At 50.4% G+C, this 19298-nt stretch carries 17 protein-coding genes, 8 tRNA genes and 2 rRNA genes; all 27 read right to left on the bottom strand.

What is annotated here, in order from left to right; translation table 11 throughout:
- Positions 1-366 precede the first annotated feature (366 nt).
- The 27 genes from NSQ22_RS00495 to NSQ22_RS00365 all read right to left on the bottom strand — a co-directional run bounded on the left by NSQ22_RS00495 (position 367) and on the right by NSQ22_RS00365 (position 19258).
- A 16S ribosomal RNA gene (locus NSQ22_RS00495) occupies positions 367-1923 on the bottom strand.
- A gap of 50 nt (positions 1924-1973) precedes the next feature.
- Positions 1974-2046: transfer RNA gene (locus NSQ22_RS00490), tRNA-Ala, on the bottom strand.
- Between the two features lie 12 nt (positions 2047-2058).
- Positions 2059-2132, bottom strand: a tRNA-Pro gene (locus NSQ22_RS00485).
- 4 nt (positions 2133-2136) lie between these two features.
- Positions 2137-2210 (bottom strand) — tRNA-Arg (locus NSQ22_RS00480).
- Between the two features lie 3 nt (positions 2211-2213).
- Positions 2214-2299, bottom strand: a tRNA-Leu gene (locus NSQ22_RS00475).
- 15 nt (positions 2300-2314) lie between these two features.
- Positions 2315-2389, bottom strand: a tRNA-Gly gene (locus tag NSQ22_RS00470).
- Positions 2390-2400: 11 nt separating this feature from the next.
- Positions 2401-2485, bottom strand: a tRNA-Leu gene (locus tag NSQ22_RS00465).
- Between the two features lie 10 nt (positions 2486-2495).
- Positions 2496-2571 (bottom strand) — tRNA-Lys (locus NSQ22_RS00460).
- Positions 2572-2712: 141 nt separating this feature from the next.
- Positions 2713-2788 (bottom strand) — tRNA-Val (locus NSQ22_RS00455).
- Between the two features lie 8 nt (positions 2789-2796).
- Positions 2797-2913, bottom strand: a 5S ribosomal RNA gene (gene rrf / locus NSQ22_RS00450).
- Positions 2914-3169: 256 nt separating this feature from the next.
- Entirely contained in the window at positions 3170-4654 is a 1485-nt protein-coding gene (gene lysS / locus NSQ22_RS00445; RefSeq protein ID WP_029761878.1) for a lysine--tRNA ligase, read from the bottom strand.
- Between the two features lie 84 nt (positions 4655-4738).
- Positions 4739-5740 carry a tRNA dihydrouridine synthase DusB gene (gene dusB / locus NSQ22_RS00440; protein WP_011886617.1) on the bottom strand — a complete coding sequence of 334 codons (1002 nt, stop codon included), beginning with the start codon at positions 5738-5740 and terminating at the stop codon, positions 4739-4741.
- Positions 5741-5755: 15 nt separating this feature from the next.
- On the bottom strand, positions 5756-5977 hold the full coding sequence (locus NSQ22_RS00435; RefSeq protein ID WP_008881720.1) for a helix-turn-helix transcriptional regulator: 222 nt from the start codon (positions 5975-5977) through the stop codon (positions 5756-5758).
- Positions 5929-6456 (bottom strand): 2-amino-4-hydroxy-6-hydroxymethyldihydropteridine diphosphokinase, encoded by a 528-nt coding sequence (gene folK / locus NSQ22_RS00430; RefSeq protein ID WP_029761879.1) that lies wholly within the window; start codon positions 6454-6456, stop codon positions 5929-5931. Before folK ends, NSQ22_RS00435 begins: the two co-directional genes overlap by 49 nt.
- Entirely contained in the window at positions 6457-6846 is a 390-nt protein-coding gene (gene folB, locus NSQ22_RS00425; RefSeq protein ID WP_029761880.1) for a dihydroneopterin aldolase, read from the bottom strand.
- Positions 6809-7663, bottom strand: coding sequence for a dihydropteroate synthase (folP, locus tag NSQ22_RS00420; RefSeq protein WP_029761881.1), 855 nt, complete (start codon positions 7661-7663; stop codon positions 6809-6811). Before folP ends, folB begins: the two co-directional genes overlap by 38 nt.
- Positions 7660-8535 carry an aminodeoxychorismate lyase gene (gene pabC, locus NSQ22_RS00415; RefSeq protein WP_029761882.1) on the bottom strand — a complete coding sequence of 292 codons (876 nt, stop codon included), beginning with the start codon at positions 8533-8535 and terminating at the stop codon, positions 7660-7662. Before pabC ends, folP begins: the two co-directional genes overlap by 4 nt.
- A gap of 8 nt (positions 8536-8543) precedes the next feature.
- Entirely contained in the window at positions 8544-9119 is a 576-nt protein-coding gene (gene pabA, locus NSQ22_RS00410) for an aminodeoxychorismate/anthranilate synthase component II (protein ID WP_029761883.1), read from the bottom strand.
- Between the two features lie 5 nt (positions 9120-9124).
- The gene (pabB, locus tag NSQ22_RS00405; RefSeq protein WP_011886615.1) at positions 9125-10546 is read right to left on the bottom strand and encodes an aminodeoxychorismate synthase component I; all 1422 of its coding nucleotides are present in this window, start codon (positions 10544-10546) and stop codon (positions 9125-9127) included.
- A 114-nt stretch (positions 10547-10660) separates the two neighbouring features.
- Positions 10661-11587: a cysteine synthase A gene (gene cysK / locus NSQ22_RS00400; protein ID WP_008881713.1), complete on the bottom strand. Its 927-nt coding sequence runs from the start codon at positions 11585-11587 to the stop codon at positions 10661-10663.
- Between the two features lie 86 nt (positions 11588-11673).
- A complete protein-coding gene (gene hslO, locus NSQ22_RS00395) occupies positions 11674-12558 on the bottom strand; it encodes an Hsp33 family molecular chaperone HslO (RefSeq protein WP_041264787.1) in 885 nt (294 codons plus the stop codon).
- 14 nt (positions 12559-12572) lie between these two features.
- Positions 12573-13349, bottom strand: a complete 777-nt coding sequence (locus tag NSQ22_RS00390; protein WP_008881710.1) for a type III pantothenate kinase — start codon at positions 13347-13349, stop codon at positions 12573-12575.
- 231 nt (positions 13350-13580) lie between these two features.
- Positions 13581-15476, bottom strand: a complete 1896-nt coding sequence (gene ftsH, locus NSQ22_RS00385; protein ID WP_008881709.1) for an ATP-dependent zinc metalloprotease FtsH — start codon at positions 15474-15476, stop codon at positions 13581-13583.
- Between the two features lie 94 nt (positions 15477-15570).
- The gene (gene hpt / locus NSQ22_RS00380) at positions 15571-16116 is read right to left on the bottom strand and encodes a hypoxanthine phosphoribosyltransferase (protein WP_008881708.1); all 546 of its coding nucleotides are present in this window, start codon (positions 16114-16116) and stop codon (positions 15571-15573) included.
- 11 nt (positions 16117-16127) lie between these two features.
- Positions 16128-17522 carry a tRNA lysidine(34) synthetase TilS gene (gene tilS, locus NSQ22_RS00375; protein WP_081157339.1) on the bottom strand — a complete coding sequence of 465 codons (1395 nt, stop codon included), beginning with the start codon at positions 17520-17522 and terminating at the stop codon, positions 16128-16130.
- Between the two features lie 55 nt (positions 17523-17577).
- Positions 17578-18555 (bottom strand): serine/threonine protein kinase, encoded by a 978-nt coding sequence (locus tag NSQ22_RS00370; protein ID WP_008881706.1) that lies wholly within the window; start codon positions 18553-18555, stop codon positions 17578-17580.
- Complete coding sequence (locus NSQ22_RS00365) at positions 18518-19258, bottom strand: VWA domain-containing protein (protein ID WP_008881705.1); 741 nt, start codon at positions 19256-19258, stop codon at positions 18518-18520. The genes NSQ22_RS00370 and NSQ22_RS00365 overlap by 38 nt, the downstream gene beginning before the upstream one ends.
- Positions 19259-19298 lie beyond the last annotated feature (40 nt).

The following is a 19298-nucleotide window of genomic DNA, read 5'->3' as shown; positions in this document are numbered from 1 at the left end:
TCCTTATTGTCTAGCTTCGGCGCCTAGCTCTCTTCCGCCAAATAACCTTCCCCCTTGGGGTGCAAGCACCCCTGCGGGTGAAGAACATTTGGCTTCGAGAACTGACCGCGGCACCTCAGCTTTTCCGGTTATCTAGTTTTCAAGGAACGATTTGAAGGAATTCTCATTCCTTCAAAACTGAACGAAACAAAAGCGCGATTTGTTAATGATTGGCCATTAACGGCCTCCGCTTTTCGTGATGTCTAGCTCCAGCGCCTGGCTCTCTTCTGCCAAATAACCTTCCCCCTCGGGGGTGCAAGCACCCCTACGGGTGAAGAACATTTGGCTTCGAGAGCCGACCGCGGCGCTTCCGCTTTTCGTCCTTAGAAAGGAGGTGATCCAGCCGCACCTTCCGGTACGGCTACCTTGTTACGACTTCACCCCAATCACTTGCCCCACCTTCGGCGGCTGGCTCCCGTAAGGGTTACCTCACCGACTTCGGGTGTTGCAAGCTCTCGTGGTGTGACGGGCGGTGTGTACAAGGCCCGGGAACGTATTCACCGCGGCATGCTGATCCGCGATTACTAGCGATTCCGGCTTCATGCAGGCGAGTTGCAGCCTGCAATCCGAACTGAGAGCGGCTTTTTGGGATTCGCTCCCCCTCGCGGGTTCGCAGCCCTTTGTACCGCCCATTGTAGCACGTGTGTAGCCCAGGTCATAAGGGGCATGATGATTTGACGTCATCCCCACCTTCCTCCGACTTTTAGCCGGCAGTCCCTCTAGAGTGCCCAACTGAATGCTGGCAACTAGAGGCAAGGGTTGCGCTCGTTGCGGGACTTAACCCAACATCTCACGACACGAGCTGACGACAACCATGCACCACCTGTCACCCTGTCCCCCCGAAGGGGGAACGCCCAATCTCTTGGGTTGTCAGGGGATGTCAAGACCTGGTAAGGTTCTTCGCGTTGCTTCGAATTAAACCACATGCTCCACCGCTTGTGCGGGCCCCCGTCAATTCCTTTGAGTTTCAGCCTTGCGGCCGTACTCCCCAGGCGGAGTGCTTATCGCGTTAGCTACAGCACTAAAGGGTGTGACCCCTCTAACACTTAGCACTCATCGTTTACGGCGTGGACTACCAGGGTATCTAATCCTGTTTGCTCCCCACGCTTTCGCGCCTCAGCGTCAGTTACAGGCCAGAGAGCCGCCTTCGCCACTGGTGTTCCTCCACATCTCTACGCATTTCACCGCTACACGTGGAATTCCGCTCTCCTCTCCTGCACTCAAGTCCCCCAGTTTCCAATGACCCTCCACGGTTGAGCCGTGGGCTTTCACATCAGACTTAAAGGACCGCCTGCGCGCGCTTTACGCCCAATAATTCCGGACAACGCTCGCCCCCTACGTATTACCGCGGCTGCTGGCACGTAGTTAGCCGGGGCTTTCTCGTGAGGTACCGTCACCGCGCCGCCTTATTCAAACGGCGCTCCTTCGTCCCTCACAACAGAGCTTTACGACCCGAAGGCCTTCTTCGCTCACGCGGCGTCGCTCCGTCAGACTTTCGTCCATTGCGGAAGATTCCCTACTGCTGCCTCCCGTAGGAGTCTGGGCCGTGTCTCAGTCCCAGTGTGGCCGGTCACCCTCTCAGGCCGGCTACGCATCGTCGCCTTGGTGAGCCGTTACCTCACCAACTAGCTAATGCGCCGCGGGCCCATCCGCAAGTGGCAGCCGAAGCCGCCTTTCAACCAAAGACCATGCGGTCTTTGGTGTTATCCGGTATTAGCTCCGGTTTCCCGGAGTTATCCCGGTCTTGCGGGCAGGTTGCCCACGTGTTACTCACCCGTCCGCCGCTGACCAAACAAGAGCAAGCTCTCGTTCGGTCCGCTCGACTTGCATGTATTAGGCACGCCGCCAGCGTTCGTCCTGAGCCAGGATCAAACTCTCCAAAAGAAAGTTGATTGGCTTGCGCTTCGTTTCGTTCAGTTTTCAAGGAACGAGGATGGAGCCTATCGGGATCGAACCGATGACCTCCTGCGTGCAAAGCAGGCGCTCTCCCAGCTGAGCTAAGGCCCCATATGTCCACAATCGGGAAGACAGGATTTGAACCTGCGACCCCATGGTCCCAAACCATGTGCTCTACCAAGCTGAGCTACTTCCCGTCAACGCGCTCGAGAGGATTCGAACCCCTAACCTTCTGATCCGTAGTCAGATGCTCTATCCAATTGAGCTACGAGCGCAAGTGCCGAGGGCCGGACTCGAACCGGCACGGTAGTTACCTACCCCAGGATTTTAAGTCCTGTGCGTCTGCCAATTCCGCCACCCCGGCTAATAGGCAAATAAATGGAGCGGAAGACGGGACTCGAACCCGCGACCCCCACCTTGGCAAGGTGGTGTTCTACCACTGAACTACTTCCGCTCGGGTAACAATGCGGGTGAAGGGACTTGAACCCCCACGCCCATAAAGGGCACTAGACCCTGAATCTAGCGCGTCTGCCAATTCCGCCACACCCGCAAATCAATTATGGTGAGCCATGGAGGACTCGAACCTCCGACCCTCTGATTAAAAGTCAGATGCTCTACCTACTGAGCTAATGGCTCATGAGTTTGTCATACACTCATATTAGATGATGTCTCTTCCTCTACTAGCACGTTCAAAGGTGTCTAGAGCATTGAGACAATTCGGAATGAATTCAAAGATACAACCCTTGTTACTGAGCTAATAGTTCATAATAGATTAAATGGTGGAGGATGACGGGATCGAACCGCCGACCCCTTGCTTGTAAGGCAAGTGCTCTCCCAGCTGAGCTAATCCTCCACGGTATTGCCTAGCAACGACCTACTCTTGCAGGGGCGCTGGCCCCAACTACCATCGGCGCTGGAGAGCTTAACTTCCGTGTTCGGGATGGGAACGGGTGTTTCCTCTCCGCTATCATCACTAGGCAATTATCCAATAGACAAGTTATATTATAATCAAATTTCTTCGTTTGTCAATAACTCTTTATCTTCGACAACTTTCGTCATCGTTCCGACGTACCATCTTAATATAGCACGTTGAATAATATTTGTCAACTCGCTTTACTGTTTTTGTTTTATCAAAGCGACGATTTTCATTTTATATTGTTTATATGTTAAAAGTCAATAGTTTTTTAAAAAACAAATCGTCCCCTGTGCATTTTCACACAGGGGACAATATTTTTTATTTATGACGCATTTGCGGGAAGAGTAACACATCCCGAATGGACGGAGAGTTAGTCAAGAGCATGACTAGACGGTCAACGCCGATGCCGAGTCCGCCTGTTGGAGGCATACCGTACTCGAGCGCTTCGAGGAAATCTTCGTCCATTTCGTGCGCTTCATCGTTCCCTTGTTCACGTTCTTTCAACTGTGCTTCGAAACGTTGGCGCTGGTCGATCGGATCGTTTAGTTCCGTAAACGCGTTCGCATGTTCACGTCCAACGATAAATAGCTCAAATCGATCGGTAAAGCGTGGATCGTCCGGGTTTTTCTTAGCTAACGGCGAAATTTCGACAGGGTGGCCATAAATGAACGTCGGTTGGATGAGTTGCGACTCGACTTTTTGTTCAAAAAATTCATTGACGATATGACCAAACGTCATGTGCGGGGCGATTTCGACCCCATGTTCTTTCGCCAACGCCCGCGCTTCCTCGTCGTCCATGTGTCGCCAGAAATCAACGCCGACGTATTCTTTAATCGCATCGACCATATGAAGTCGCCGCCATTCAGGCGTTAAATCGACGGTATGTTCGCCGTATTGAATTTTCGTCGTGCCAAGCACTTCCGTGGCAATGTGAGCAATTAAGTTTTCTGTCAATTTCATGATGTCACGGAAGTCGGCATATGCCTCGTACAGTTCAAGCATCGTAAACTCCGGATTGTGACGGGTGGAAATCCCCTCATTCCGGAAGACGCGTCCGATTTCATACACTTTTTCCAAACCGCCGACGATGAGCCGTTTTAAATGGAGTTCGATGGCGATTCGCATATAAAGTGTCATATCAAGGGCATTATGGTGCGTAATAAACGGACGTGCAGCCGCACCACCTGCTATGGCGTGCATCATCGGTGTTTCGACTTCCAAATAACCTTGGCTGTCGAGATAACGCCGCATCGATTGAATAATGAGACTACGGGTGATAAACGTCTGCTTACTTTGCGGATTCATAGTTAAGTCGAGATAACGTTGGCGGTAACGTTGTTCGACGTCCTTTAAACCATGGTATTTTTCCGGCAATGGACGCAATGCTTTTGTTAAAAATTCATATGATGACACTTTGATGGAAAGCTCGCCGACTTTTGTTTTGAACATAGTGCCGCGCACACCGACGATATCACCAAGGTCAGAGATTTTAAACAGCTCATATTGCTGTTCACCGACATCGTCTTGGCGGACATAAATTTGAATTTGCCCTGTGACGTCTTGAATGTGAGCAAATCCTGCTTTTCCTTTACCGCGTTTCGTCATAATGCGGCCGGCGACAGCGACTTCAATTTGCTGATCTTCAAGTTCTTCTTTGGACAAATCGCCGTACAGTTTAAACAGCTCTTCTGCTTTATGCGTGCGCTCGAACCGTTTGCCAAACGGGTCGACACCTAGCTCTTCGATTTTTTTTAACTTTTCCCGGCGGACACGCAATTGGTCGTTCAATTCTTCATGGCTCATCCTTCATTCACTCCATTTAATGATTTTTTACGAAAAATACTGCCAGCGCGTGCTGGCAGTCATCCGCTTCATCAAATTCCGCTCCTATACGGCCCGGGCGTTCGCTGCCGCCTGATTCTCTGCATCCTGTGCGACTTTCAGCAGCAATGCGGCTAGTTCGTCCCGTGTCTCACACTCGTTGATGGCGTTGCGGATTTTCGCTGCACCGCGAATGCCTTTTAAATACCAAGCGGCGTGTTTGCGCATTTCTTTGACAGCAATATACTCACCTTTAAGCGCAATTAAACGGTCTAAATGCAACAGGCACACATCGATTTTCTCTGTCGGCGTTGGTTCAGGGATAAGCTCCCCTGTTTCTAAATAGTGCACGGTGCGATAAATCATCCACGGGTTACCGAGCGCCGCCCGTCCGATCATGACACCGTCCACCCCGGTTTCTTCAAGCATCCGCTTGGCGTCTTGTGGTGTTTTGACATCGCCGTTGCCGATGACTGGGATGTTGACCGCTTCTTTCACTTGTTTAATAATGTTCCAATCCGCTTTTCCTTCGTACATTTGTACTCTTGTCCGCCCATGGACGGCGACGGCTTTGCCACCAGCGCGCTCAACTGCTTGCGCGTTTTCAACAGCGTAAATATGATGTTCGTCCCAGCCGATTCGCATTTTGACCGTAACCGGTTTTTCAACGGCGTCGACAATGGAGGCAACCACGTCATAAATTTTATTCGGATCAAGAAGCCATTTCGCTCCCGCGTCGCAATTCGTAACTTTTGGAACCGGACAGCCCATGTTAATGTCGATAATATCCGCATTCGTATTTTTATCGACAAATTTTGCTGCTTTGACAAGCGTTTCCTTTTCGCCCCCGAAAATTTGCAGGCTGAGCGGCTTTTCCCGCTCATCGATATATAACATATTTAACGTCTTTTCATTGTTGTATACGATTCCTTTATCGCTCACCATCTCTGCGCACACAAGCCCGGCGCCGAATTCTTTGACAGTCAAGCGGAACGCCGAGTTGCACACGCCTGCCATGGGGGCAAGCACGACACGATTTTTAATCTCAACATCGCCAATGCGAAACATAAAAACGCCTCCTTTCTACTGGTTTGATTCGATTTTCGGCGGCGTCAGTTCTTCGACCGATATATTTAACAGCTCGGCGATTTGCTCGACGAGCGAATCGGACGGCATCCGATTCCCCCGTTCGATTTCACCAAGGATTGAGACGGAAACGCCGAGCTCCTTAGCCAGCCTTTCTTGTGTATATCCTTTTAGCTTTCGAAAAGCGCGAATACGTCTTCCCCATCTTTCTGCTTCCATACGCGAACTCCTTCTTTGTCAGGTAGTCGATCAACGATGTCTGTTAACGGCTCGAAAATGTTCGGTATTGTTAAATGGGAATTGATTTCGAGCAACGGGATAAGAACAAACGCCCGCTCCGCCATACGCGGATGCGGAATGACTAGTTGCTCTGTTTCAATATTTTCATGATTATACAGCAAAATGTCAAGGTCTAACGTACGCGGCCCCCAGCGAATTTCCCTTTTTCTCCCAAATTCTTGTTCAATTTGTTGCGTCACGTTCAACAAGGAAAATGGTGACAACGTCGTCGCCACCTCGACTACCATGTTTAAAAACTTGTCTTGATGGACGTAACCAACCGGATCCGTTTCATAGATGGACGAACTCGACTTTACAGAAATTCCCTCGTAGCGATCAAGTGCTTCAATGGCCGAACGTAAATAATAGACACGATCCCCTAAGTTAGAACCTAAGGAAATATATACAATGTTTTCCATTTAACGCCCCCTAACAATTTCAACGGCGACATGCTTATAATGTCCGCGGATTGGTGGATTTGGCTTCGTCACCCTCACGGTACAACGCTGAATGGCAGGAAAAGCGGCAAGCAGATCATCGGCGATCGCCTCAGCCACTGCCTCGATCAAAGCAAATGTCCGCTCCTCAACAATCGCCCGACAACGCTCGTACACATCCGCATAGTTGATCGTATGCTCAAGACAATCACTCCGCCCAGCTGGCCGCAAATCAAGCTCCATCGTCACATCAATCACGAACTTCTGACCGAGGACATTTTCTTCGGGAAGCACTCCATGATAGCCATAAAACTCCATCTCTCGCACATAGATTTTATCGATGGCCGCTCTCCCCTTTCCCAAGCATCGCATCCATCATTTTCGCCATGCGGGCGATCGGCAATACATCGTGAACGCGGACGATATTCGCCCCTTTCACGATACCAAGACAAACAGTAGCTCCCGTTCCTTCGACACGCTCTTCAACTGGCACGTCAAGCACATGGCCGATAAACCGTTTGCGCGACGTTCCAAGCAACAGCGGATAGCCAAGGGCAGCAAACTCATCAAGACGCCGCATCACCTCCAAATTATGCTCGAACGTTTTGGCAAACCCGATACCTGGATCTAAAATAATATTTTCATCTTTCACTCCGGCTTGTTTGACAATGCAGATGCTCTCCTCTAGGTCGACGATCATATCGGAAATAAGGTCGCGGTATGCCATATCGTGTCGATTGTGCATTAAAATAATTGGCACTCCGTACGAAGCAGCAACATGTGCCATATCCGGATCAGCTTTGGCTCCCCAAACATCGTTAATGATATGTGCCCCGGCTTCGATGGCTTGGCGTGCCACCTCCGCTTTATATGTATCAATGGAAATCGGCACATTCACCTCACTGGCAATCGCTCTTACCGCTGGAATGACGCGCCGTAATTCTTCATCGAGCAGAACCTGTTCCGCTCCCGGACGTGTCGACTCGCCGCCGATGTCAATGATGTCCGCTCCCTCGGCCACAAGCCGCTTCGCATGCTCAACGGCTTTTTCTACATCGTAAAATCGTCCGCCGTCAGAAAATGAATCCGGTGTGACGTTGACAATACCCATGATCAATGTTTTTTTGCCTAAATCCAACTCATGCCCGCGGCATTGAAGCACACGCGAACGCGTCATTGTTATCATCATCGATTCATCCTTTCTGACAATTCATTCCTCGTCCATAACGTGTCCGTAAAGCGGCGGTAATGGCGTTGCAGCGCACAGGTCACCGGGCCGTTTTGTCCAAGATAAACGCGATGGCCGATGCGGTGAAGCGGCACAATTTCCTGCAGTGAATTGGTGATAAACACTTCGTCGGCTTCGTACAAATCAGAAAGCGGATAAACTCCTTCTTCAATCGGGATATGCAACTCATTAAGCAACGCGATCACGAATTGCCTCGTGATGCCGTTTAATATGCCGACAGACGGCGCTGGAGTATAGACGACACCGCCTTTTATCCAAAAAATATTGGAGACAATGCCTTCCGCCACCGCACCTTCACGATTGAGAAAGATTCCTTCTGCATGGGGACGGTTGCCAAGCTCCCATTTCCCAATCATATTGTTTAAATAATGGTGCGATTTTAATCGTTGGTCGCCCTCTGGGCTGTTCCGCGTTGTTGTTAAAATGACCCCTTCTTTCCCCTCTTGAGGAGCCGCTGGCGGCAGCGGCTTCATGTAGACGATGATGGTGGGACGTAAGTACTGTTCCGTCGACAAGCCGAGATCACCAACACCGGCGGACACATTGAAACGCACATAAGCGTCTCGCAGTTCATTTGCCCTGAGCAACCGCTCGATGATGTCGACCGCCTCAGCGCGGCCGAACTGCCTAGCGATGTGGAGTTCGGACAGCCCGCAGTTCAGCCGTGCTAAATGGTCATCAAGCAAAAACGGATGGCCATCATACGTACGAAACGTTTCAAACAATCCAAGCCCATACAAAAAACCGTGATCAAATGCCGAAAGTTGCGCTTCTTCACGCGGAACGATTTTGCCGTTGACATATACGTACATATGGTCCATCACGCCTTTTTGTATGTGTCAATAAAGTTTTTCAGCAGTTGCATTCCGTGACTTGTCATAATCGACTCGGGGTGGAACTGCACCCCTTCGATTGGCAATGTCTTATGGCGGATGGCCATCACTTCGTCTTCGTCCGTCCAAGCGGAAACAGTAAAACAATCGGGAAGTGTTTCTTTGTCAACAATGAGAGAGTGGTAACGAGTCGCCGTAAACGGGCTCGGCACCCCTTGGAAAATCGTTTCTCCGTCATGGTAAACGGACGATGTTTTCCCGTGCATCAGCCTTGAAGCACGGATGACACGGCCGCCAAACGCTTGGGCGATCGACTGATGGCCGAGGCAGACGCCAAAAATCGGGATTTTGCCAGCAAAGTAAGTGATGGCTTCCAAGCTGACACCCGCTTCATTCGGCGTGCATGGACCTGGGGAAATCATAATAAAATCCGGAGCGAGCCGTTCAATCTCGGAAACGGTAATTTCATCATTGCGCTTGACAAGCAGCTCCTCACCTAGAACACCTAAATATTGCACTAAATTGTACGTAAAGGAATCATAATTATCAATCATGACGATCATCATTCTCACCTCATGCTCGAAAATAATGTCTCTGCTTCACTCAGCTCTTTTGCTCTCCAAAGGGCCGCCGCTTTTTTCAAACATTCTTTGTATTCATGCTCCGGGTTGGAATCAATGACAATACCTGCCCCTGCTTGTACATGCGCTATTCCATCTTTGACAACCATCGTCCGAATGGCGATGTTCAGCTCCATGTTGCCTTGAAAATCGATCCAGCCGATCGACCCGGTATACAAGCCGCGGCGGACCGGTTCGAGTTCTTCGATAATTTCCATCGTCCGCACTTTCGGGGCCCCCGTAATCGTCCCTCCTGGAAACATGGCGCGAATGACGGCAAACGCATCGTATTCTGGCGCGATTGTTCCGGAAACATGCGACACAATATGCATGACGTGCGAATATCGTTCGACTGTCATCCATTCGTCGACATGAACCGTCCCATATGCACAGACGCGGCCGAGATCGTTTCGTTCAAGATCGACGAGCATGGCATGCTCGGCTCGCTCCTTTTCGCTCGCGAGCAATTTTTGTGCAATTTGTTCATCTTCCGTTTTCGTCCGGCCACGTGACCGGGTACCGGCAATCGGCCGTGTTTCGAGACGCTGTCCACGTTTACGGACAAGCAACTCTGGCGAACCGCTCACAACTTGAAATTGTGGGGTATGCAAATACCCCATATACGGCGACGGATTAATGGTACGCAACTGCTTGTAGACGGCAAATGGATGAGCTAAGAGCGGCTGTGATTGGCGCACCGACAAGTTGACTTGGAACACGTCACCTTGGGCAATGTACTGCTTCACGCGCTGAACCGCCTCGATAAACTGCTGTTTCGTCATGGACACAGACGGAGCGGCGGCCGAGCCAGCAGTTGACCATCGGGGTGATTCACTCTGCTCCTCAAGCCACATTTGCTCATACATATCCAATCTTCGAAAAGCAGCCTGTTCCTCCCCATCGCTGGCATGGACGATCAAGTGGAGCTGCTGTTCTTGATGGTCGTAAATCGCCACATCATCAAACAGCCAAAAATACATAAACGGCAGCTGCAAATCGTCATGAGCAAGCTCCGGAAGCCGTTCGATGTAACGGACGCTGTCATAGCTGATGTAGCCGATCAGTCCACCTTGACACGGCAGTGGCTCGTCCTCATCCGGCATTAAAAAGTGCGAAAACCATTGTTGCAGCAACTCGAGCGGTGGCCCGTCCAGCGTCGTTTCTTTCCCACGATAGATGATAGATAACCGCTGCTCAGTCGCCCGGATGATCCCGCTTGGGTTGAGGCCGATGATGCTATATCTTCCCCCTTGACCGCTCTCAAGCAGCACGTGGTGCGGTCGACCGTATGCCAGCTGTTCGTACTGGCGGAACCAATCCCGGCCGCTATAATCGATTGTCCGTTTCAGCCGCCTGCGCCGTTGTTCCATCTCGGTCAACTCCTCATGATGTTCATAGTTATTCTTATTGTACAATGATTAGTCATTCATATCACCCACTACCATAAAAAATTCGACAGGGTTGCCCCTGTCGAAAAATGTTGCTTAGTTTTCGAATTGGTAAAGCGGCGTGCTCAAATAACGTTCCCCATTGCTCGGGATCACAGCCAGCACTTTTTTTCCTTTACCGAGTTCTTTTGCTACTTTCAACGCCGCATGAATAGCAGCACCAGACGAAATGCCGCCAAGAATGCCTTCCTCGCGAGCCGCGCGGCGGGCAGCCGCAAACGCTTCTTCCGTTGTTACCGTAATGACGCCGTCATAAATGCTTGTATCCAAAATATCTGGAACAAACCCAGCGCCGATTCCTTGGATTTTATGCGGACCTGGTTTACCGCCGGACAAGACCGGTGAATCAGCCGGCTCAACGGCGTAAATTTTAATGTTCGGATATGCTTCACGCAATACTTTACCAGCGCCCGTAATCGTTCCGCCCGTACCGATTCCAGCAACAAACGCATCGAGCTGGTCGCCCATTTGCTCAACAATTTCTTTCCCGGTCGTCAAACGGTGGATTTCTGGGTTTGCTTCATTTTTGAACTGCTGCGGCATAAAGTAGCCGTGCTCGCGAGCGAGTTCTTCAGCTTTTTGGATTGCCCCACGCATCCCTTGAGCACCTGGCGTGAGTACTAACTCTGCACCGTACGCCCGCAACAAGTTGCGGCGCTCTAAACTCATCGTATCCGGCATAACCAATACTGCTTTATATCCTTTCGCTGCTGCGACCATCGCTAATCCGATTCCCGTGTTACCGCTCGTCGGCTCAACGATTGTATCGCCCGGTTTCAGTCTTCCGGCCTTTTCCGCTGCCTCAATCATTGCTAATGCAATCCGGTCTTTGACGCTGCTGCCTGGGTTCATAAACTCGAGCTTCACGTAAACATCAGCGCTGTCTTCGTCGACGATGCGGTTCAACTTCACTGCCGGTGTATCGCCGATCAGTTCCGTTACAGAGTTGACTGTGCGTGCCATGGTTCCACCCCTAATCCCGATTATTTTTATCGAATTTGTTTCCAATGTATCAGTTATTGACGTAATTGTCAATCATTTTAATGTTTTCATCTTTTTTCGGCGAGTTGCTTGAGCTGCTCCAACTCTTCTTTCGCGAAATGGTATGTTTCGTTGCAGAAGTGGCACGAAGCTTCCGCCTGTCCTTCATTATCGATAATATCCTGAATTTCCTCCGGCCCTAGACTGACGAGGGCATCGGCGATCCGCTCGCGCGAACAGCGGCAAACGAATGTAACCGGCATTGTCTCAAGCACGCGGACATCTCCATCCCCTAAAATTTGTTCTAACATTTGTTCTGGACTGAGCCCGTTTTCAATCATGCGCGAAACGGGAGGAATTTGTTTCAGCCGTTCTTCAATGCGCGCAATCGTTGCTTCTTTCGTTCCGGGCATGATCTGAATGATAAACCCTCCAGCTGCCCGAATCGTATAGTCGGGGTTGACGAGCACACCGACACCGACGGACGATGGAATTTGCTCGGATGAGGCAAAATAATACGTAAAGTCATCGCCAAGCTCTCCAGAGATGAGCGGCACTTGTCCGGTGAAAAAGTCGCGCAACCCGAGGTCTTTCACTACGGTGAGCATCCCGTTTTTGCCGACAGCCCGAGCAACATCAAGCTTCCCATGCTCGTTCAACTCAAAATGGACATGGGGGTTTGTCACATACCCACGTACTTCCCCTTTAGCGTTGCTATCGACTAAAATAACGCCGATCGGCCCACCGCCATCAATTTTAATCGTCAACGTTTCTTCACCTTTGAGCATCGCCCCCATCATGACACCCGCCGTCAGCGCCCGGCCAAGCGCTGCGGACGCGGTCGGCCACGTTTGGTGGCGTCGCTGTGCTTCTGCAACTGTTTCTGTCGTTCTTGTGGCATACGCTCTCACTTGTCCATCATAAGCGAGCGCTTTCACTAAGTAATCTCCCATGTTCATCAAGCCTTTCATCCTTTTTTCTCCGTATTTTTCTCATACAACAGTTTCAGCCCAGTCAACGTTAAAAACGGATCGACGACATCGATGACACTCGACTCACTGGCAATGAGCGGTGCAAGGCCACCAGTCGCGATCACTTTCGGTGGAACTTTGCTTTTCGCCTTCATTCGCGAAACGATGCCTTCCACTTGTCCAACATAACCGTATAAAATGCCAGCTTGCATGGCGCTGACCGTATTTTTACCAACGATATCGTCTGGGCGGGCAATTTCAATGCGAGGCAATTTCGCCGCCCTTGCGAACAACGCCTCTGTCGAAATCATGATGCCTGGGGCGATAGCTCCCCCCATATATTGTTTATGTTCATTAATATAACAATACGTCGTCGCTGTCCCGAAATCGACAATGATCAGTGGGCTGCCGTATAAGTGAATGCCGGCAACCGCATTGACAATCCGGTCAGCGCCGACTTCACGCGGATTTTCATATTTAATGTCAAGCCCCGTTTTAATGCCCGGCCCGACAATGAGCGGCTTAATATGGAAATATTTTAAACACATGCGTTCAAGGGCAAACATAATCGGCGGCACCACAGAAGAAATAATCATGCCACGAATATCGGAAAACTGTAAGCCGACATGATTCAAAAGCGCTTTAATTGTCATGCCGTACTCGTCTTCCGTTTTCGCCCGGCTTGTCTCAATGCGCCAATGGTATTTTAATTCATCACCGTCATAAACCCCTAGCACGGTATTTGTATTGCCAACGTCCAACACAAAAATCATGGCCTCATTCCCCACTTTTCCTCAATAAATTCCTTTCTTTATCATATCATACCTTGTTTTCTTGCGGGGGAAAAAACGGCGGCCTCACTCCGGTCAATAGCAAAAAAAGAGGATGTCCCCAAAATTGTAAGACATCCTTTGTGATCACCATATATACACATCGAGCACTTTCACAAGCAATAGGTTGTATCTCCCTTGAAGAAAGATGTCCTTTTCGTTCAGCCCCAACTGTTACTCTTTCTTCTGAATGTTCACTTTCACATCGTCGTCGCCTTTACCGGTGTCATTGCGTCCATTGCGGTCCGGCGGCAGCGTACCGTGCTCGAACAAATGCTTAATTTGTTCAGCATCGAGTGTCTCAACTTCCAAAAGTGTCGTAGCAATTAAATCCAATTTGTCCCGATGCTGCGTTAAAAGCTGTTTCGCCTTGTCATAGCACTCTTTAATGATGCGTTGAATCTCTAAGTCAATTTCATAAGCGATTTTATCGCTATAGTTTTGTTCGTTATGCAAGTCGCGACCTAAAAACACTTGCCCGCTCGGTTGGCCAAATTGAAGCGGACCAAGTTTTTCGCTCATCCCGAATTCCGTCACCATCCGGCGTGCAATGTTTGTCGCCCGTTGAAAATCGTTATGAGCCCCTGTGCTTACTTCATTGAACACAATTTCCTCAGCGACGCGCCCGCCGAGCAACCCTGTAATTTTATCCATCAGTTCCTCTTTTGTCATAAAGTAACGGTCTTCTTTCGGCAGCATCACCGCATAACCACCAGCTTGGCCACGCGGGACGATTGTTACTTTATGCACCATTTCCGCGTCGGCAAGCACCATGCCGATGACCGTATGTCCGGCCTCATGGAATGCAACAATGCGCCGCTCTTTTTCCGAAATAACACGGCTTTTTTTCGCCGGTCCGGCAATGACGCGATCGGTTGCTTCGTCGATATCGTCCATATCGATTTTCTTTTTGTTCCGACGCGCTGCCACAAGCGCCGCTTCGTTCAACAAGTTTTCCAAATCAGCACCGGAGAATCCCGGTGTCCGCATGGCGATCGTCTTCAAGTCAACCGATTCATCGAGCGGCTTATTGCGGGCATGCACGCGTAATACTGCTTCGCGTCCTTTGACATCTGGGCGATCGACAGTGATTTGCCGGTCGAAGCGACCCGGGCGCAAGAGCGCTGGGTCTAAAATGTCCGGACGGTTCGTCGCTGCAATAATAATGATCCCTTCATTCCCGTTAAAACCGTCCATTTCGACAAGCAGCTGGTTGAGCGTCTGCTCACGCTCATCGTGGCCGCCGCCAAGACCGGCTCCGCGCTGGCGTCCGACAGCGTCAATTTCATCGATAAAAATGATGCACGGTGCATTTTTTTTCGCTGTTTCAAACAAGTCGCGCACGCGCGATGCACCGACCCCGACGAACATTTCCACAAAATCCGACCCGCTGATCGAGAAAAACGGCACGCCTGCTTCCCCTGCGACCGCGCGCGCCAACAGTGTTTTCCCTGTACCTGGCGGTCCGACAAGCAGCACCCCTTTTGGAATGCGGGCACCAAGTTCAGCGAATTTGCGCGGGTCTTTTAAAAATTCAACAATTTCCACGAGCTCTTCTTTTTCCTCGTCCGCCCCAGCCACATCACGGAAACGGACTTTCCGCTTGTCATCCGTATACAGCCGCGCCCGGCTTTTGCCGAAATTCATTACTCGGCTGCCGCCGCCTTGCGCTTGGTTCAACAAGAAGAAAAACAAAATAAAAATAATGACAAACGGAATAATGGATGTGAAAAACGTAACCCATCCGCTCGTTTCATCCGCTGGCATCACTTCCACCCGCGCCCGTGCCGCCGCCGCATCGATGCGATCAAGCACTTTGTCGCTGTTTATCACATAGGTGGAAAAATATTGCCCTTCATTATATGTTTTCAGTTGGCCTCGAATTTCATATACGCCGCGCTCCGGCTTAATGGAAAACGACTTGACTTCCCCGTTTTCCAAATGAGTGATAAACGCATCGTACGTCATCGGCTCGGTCCGCTGATTCGTACCGTTAAAAAAGCTGACGACGCCGATCACGACGAGAAAAATCAGCAAATAAAAGATGGTGTTACGGAAAATCCGGTTCATTTCTTGCCTCCTCCCATATGAAACACACTATACTCAATACTAGCATAGAAATTTGCCTAAATACAAACAATTCGGCCGCCGCACAGCAACGGTCTTATTTTTGGTACACTTCTGGCTTTAAGACACCGATAAACGGGAGGTTGCGATATTTTTCCGCATAATCGAGACCATAACCAACGACGAACTCATCCGGGACGGTAAATCCGGCGTAGTCCGCTTGAATATCGGCTTTACGTCCAGACGGCTTGTCAAGGAGGGTGACGATTTTAATTGAATTCGCCTTCCGGTAACGGAATAAATCGACCAGATAGCTGAGCGTCAGCCCGCTGTCAATAATATCTTCAATGATCAAAATGTCGCGACCTTCAACGGATGTATTTAAATCTTTGATAATTTTTACTTCCCCAGATGAAATCGTCGCATTCCCATAACTCGAAACATCCATAAAATCCATTTCCAAATATGTATCAATATGTTTCAACAAATCGGCCATAAACGGCATCGCGCCTTTGAGAACGCCGACGGCGAGCGGAAAACGGCCGTCATACTCCTTCGTCAATATAGCACCTAGCTCTTTTACTTTTGCCTGAATTTCTTCCTCGGTGATTAGCACTTTTTGGATATCGTCTTTCATCCCCATCTTTTTTCCTCCTAGCTGTTCATCGCCTGATAGTGCAGTAAAATATAGCGAGTTTGCCCATGCTCTCCGGCTTCAAAAGCCGATTTTTTCAGTCCAGGCACCCAAAGGATGCGGCCGTCGGCATCTTCTACAATCGGCCAACAGTCCCTTTCCATCCGTGGAATTTTCGCCTCAATAAAAATCTCCTTAATTTTTTTCGTTCCTCCCGTCCCCTTCAGCACCATCCGGTCACCAGTGCGGCGCGTCCGTACATGAAGCGGAAGAGAAACCGTAGCGGGGTCAACCACGAACGAGTCATTTCCTAACTGCTTTCTTGGATAGTGTTCCCCAAATTCACTTATGATTACGTAACCGTTTGGGAGAGGCAATAGCGCCGGAACCGGCAGCTCTAGCCAATAGCTTTGAGCGCAATGTTGCAAGCCAAACGTAAACAAACAGCGGTCATACGAACGAATCACTTTCAACCCTTTTGGCAAATCGAGCATTCCAGAAGGATGGGCGCGCTCACAAAGCATCAGTATATGGCCGATATGCACAGAAGTCAACACCGGCGGAATGCCTCCGTAAAGGCGGAGAAGCAACAGCTGCAACACCCGACGCTGCAGCGGTCTCGGCAACGCCAAAAACGGGGCAATGCGCAATACAACATCGCTATTTTGTTTTTCCATTACTTTATTCAGCGCGTCCGTGGCTAATTCCTCTAAAAATTGCTCATCTTCTGCCATCATTTCACTATATTGTTGAAATCGTTCATGCAAGCGCGGATTTTCCTGTTTTAATAGCGGGACAATATGATGGCGAAATCGATTGCGTGTATAATCGTCTTTCTCATTGCTTGGATCTCGGCGCGGAGTTAGCTCCTCTTTTTTGCAGTAGTCCTCGATTTCCGCCCGGCTGACAGCCAAAAACGGGCGAATGAGATAACTGCCATGAAACGGACGCTTGACAGGAATGCCAGCATACCCTTTGCTTGTGCTACCGCGCACAAGTCGCATTAAAATCGTCTCGACCTGGTCATCACCATGATGGCCTAAAGCGACATATTGCGCTTGATACTTTTTCACCAGCTCGGCAAAAAAGTGATACCGGCAATTTCGAGCCGCCTCCTGAGCGCCGAGACCTGTGCGCCGCTGAAAAGCTGGAACATCGATTTGCACCGCTTCACATAAAATACGGTGCTCGGCACAAAAATGTTTCACAAATTCCATCTCTTCTTCTGATTCCCGCCCGCGAAACATATGGTCGACATGAGCCGCCACGAGCTGAAGCTTCCACTCATCCCGAAGCGAAGATAAAAGATGCAAAAGAGCAAGTGAATCCGGGCCTCCGGAAACGCCGACAATGACCGTCGCTCCTTCCGTAAGCAACCTATGCCTGTCAATAAAGGCGCGCACTTTATCAACCATTCGAAAAAACCTCTTTGCTCTCTTTTAGCCTCATCGATAGCTATTGTACCATAAATTACATCGTTAGTTGCCAGTATATATAAAAACCGTATGCACCAAGCAACAGGACAGCAATCAACACTGTCTCAGCAATAGCCCCCACTTTGCGGCGCTTTTTCGCCCGCCGCCCCGACCGGCGGTTCGACGACACTATCTTTGTTTCATCTTTCACCGCTAACCGGCGGGAAGAAGCCGCTAATAAGTCACGACGCATGTCGGCGGCCTTTGCATACCGGCCGTCGAGCGCTTTTTGCAAAACGTGCTTATATTGGGCTAAAAAGCGGTCGGCTTCGATGATCCTGAAAAGTTGTGATCGCCCGTCGCCCTTTTTCTCGAGATGTCCCGAATAACAGGATGCAATCATCACCATCGCTGCTGAAAACAAGTCATACGACGGCTCAGCTTTGCGCGACCCAAGCCCCCAATAGCCGCGGTCGTACAGCTCTGTAAACTCTTTGACCGCCCTTCCTTGCAGCGTCGTTCCCCCAACATCCAACAACCGGACAGATGGCGGCGGCCCGGTGACGATTAAATTATCCGGTTTTAAGTCGCCAAATACCCACCCCTCCTCATGCAGCCGCTCGAGCACCGACAACAACTGCACAAGCAACACCGGCGCCCACTCTTTCCCGCGGCGGCGGACAAAGGTAGTGAAGTTTTCCCCCTCAATATACTCCATCACATAAAAAGGGATCGTCTCCTGCACAAGCGGGCTCCGCCAGTCGTCGGCCTCCAGCAAAGAAGGTCCGAGGGCGCCCCCCTGGACCTTAGAAAAACGACGTAATATATTCATTTCCGAGGCCAACGACGCATAATCATCGCTCAGTTTGACAGCGACGCGGTTGCAGCCGCTTTCTGCCAAGTAGACGACGCCGTTTGCCCCACTGCCGAGCCGCCGCAAAAGCCGGTATGAACGGCCGTGCCATTTGCCGGTAACAACCGTGCCAGGCGGAAGATTACAAAGACGATTCTTCAATGTATGGCTCATCGCCATTACCAATCCAGCTCCTTAGTGACCGTTTGCGGTCGAAATGGGCGATCGCTTCGCGCAGCGCCGGTCCTGTTGGTGTCAGCCCGCCTGACGCCAATTTCGGAAAGATGGTGGACAGCTCCTCAATCCTCGGCGTCCAGTCAATCATTTTCTCGGCATGTTGCCGCTTTCCTGGAAAGATGAAGACGGAAAAACGGTTCTCACCCATGCGTGCATTTAAACTAAGCGATAAATCGACGAGCGCCTCTTTGACCGTCGGCAATTTCGTCTTCATGCTCCCGCTCGTATCGATTAAAATAAGCACGTCGAGCGCAGCCGTTTCTCCAAGTTCATCGACGACTTCCATCACTTGACCGCGCTTGTCCGGAGGCAAGTCTTCGAGCGAAACGTCCGAACCAAATATTTGTTTCAATTCCCGGTTGACCAGCCCTTGCAACGTCTGGGTCATCGCTTGGCGCGTCACCATCTGCACCGTTTGCGACAGCTGCCTCGCATATACGACCTGGCTCATCCCGCCGCCAGCGGCCGCAATCGCTTCAATTTCTCGCTGCCCATTTTCATCGATCGTGTCTTGGTCCAATACACCAATCACGTTCACTGTAATGCCCTGTTCCCTCGCCAATGCCGCCATGGCGGCTGGATCCTCGCCATGGTTGGAGCAGCCGTCGGTAATGAGCAAAATCTGCCGCAACGTTCCCTTTCGCATCTTCGTTCCCCTCCTCAGCGGAATGTATTACCATCATCGC

The organism is Geobacillus sp. FSL K6-3411, assembly GCF_037965715.1.
GTDB lineage: Bacteria > Bacillota > Bacilli > Bacillales > Anoxybacillaceae > Geobacillus > Geobacillus thermodenitrificans.
Note: the sequence above shows the minus strand (reverse complement) of the source record. Positions and strands in the feature narration are given on the sequence as shown.

What these genes read in the sequence shown, in the direction of transcription:
- lysS (WP_029761878.1), bottom strand. Translation starts at nt 4,654, where the DNA reads ATGAGCCATGAAGAATTGAACGACCAATTGCGTGTCCGCCGGGAAAAG.
- dusB (WP_011886617.1), bottom strand. Translation starts at nt 5,740, where the DNA reads ATGTTTCGCATTGGCGATGTTGAGATTAAAAATCGTGTCGTGCTTGCC.
- NSQ22_RS00435 (WP_008881720.1), bottom strand. Translation starts at nt 5,977, where the DNA reads ATGGAAGCAGAAAGATGGGGAAGACGTATTCGCGCTTTTCGAAAGCTA.
- folK (WP_029761879.1), bottom strand. Translation starts at nt 6,456, where the DNA reads ATGGAAAACATTGTATATATTTCCTTAGGTTCTAACTTAGGGGATCGT.
- folB (WP_029761880.1), bottom strand. Translation starts at nt 6,846, where the DNA reads ATGCGATGCTTGGGAAAGGGGAGAGCGGCCATCGATAAAATCTATGTG.
- folP (WP_029761881.1), bottom strand. Translation starts at nt 7,663, where the DNA reads ATGATGATAACAATGACGCGTTCGCGTGTGCTTCAATGCCGCGGGCAT.
- pabC (WP_029761882.1), bottom strand. Translation starts at nt 8,535, where the DNA reads ATGTACGTATATGTCAACGGCAAAATCGTTCCGCGTGAAGAAGCGCAA.
- pabA (WP_029761883.1), bottom strand. Translation starts at nt 9,119, where the DNA reads ATGATCGTCATGATTGATAATTATGATTCCTTTACGTACAATTTAGTG.
- pabB (WP_011886615.1), bottom strand. Translation starts at nt 10,546, where the DNA reads ATGGAACAACGGCGCAGGCGGCTGAAACGGACAATCGATTATAGCGGC.
- cysK (WP_008881713.1), bottom strand. Translation starts at nt 11,587, where the DNA reads ATGGCACGCACAGTCAACTCTGTAACGGAACTGATCGGCGATACACCG.
- hslO (WP_041264787.1), bottom strand. Translation starts at nt 12,558, where the DNA reads ATGGGAGATTACTTAGTGAAAGCGCTCGCTTATGATGGACAAGTGAGA.
- NSQ22_RS00390 (WP_008881710.1), bottom strand. Translation starts at nt 13,349, where the DNA reads ATGATTTTTGTGTTGGACGTTGGCAATACAAATACCGTGCTAGGGGTT.
- ftsH (WP_008881709.1), bottom strand. Translation starts at nt 15,476, where the DNA reads ATGAACCGGATTTTCCGTAACACCATCTTTTATTTGCTGATTTTTCTC.
- hpt (WP_008881708.1), bottom strand. Translation starts at nt 16,116, where the DNA reads ATGGGGATGAAAGACGATATCCAAAAAGTGCTAATCACCGAGGAAGAA.
- tilS (WP_081157339.1), bottom strand. Translation starts at nt 17,522, where the DNA reads ATGGTTGATAAAGTGCGCGCCTTTATTGACAGGCATAGGTTGCTTACG.
- NSQ22_RS00370 (WP_008881706.1), bottom strand. Translation starts at nt 18,555, where the DNA reads ATGGCGATGAGCCATACATTGAAGAATCGTCTTTGTAATCTTCCGCCT.
- NSQ22_RS00365 (WP_008881705.1), bottom strand. Translation starts at nt 19,258, where the DNA reads ATGCGAAAGGGAACGTTGCGGCAGATTTTGCTCATTACCGACGGCTGC.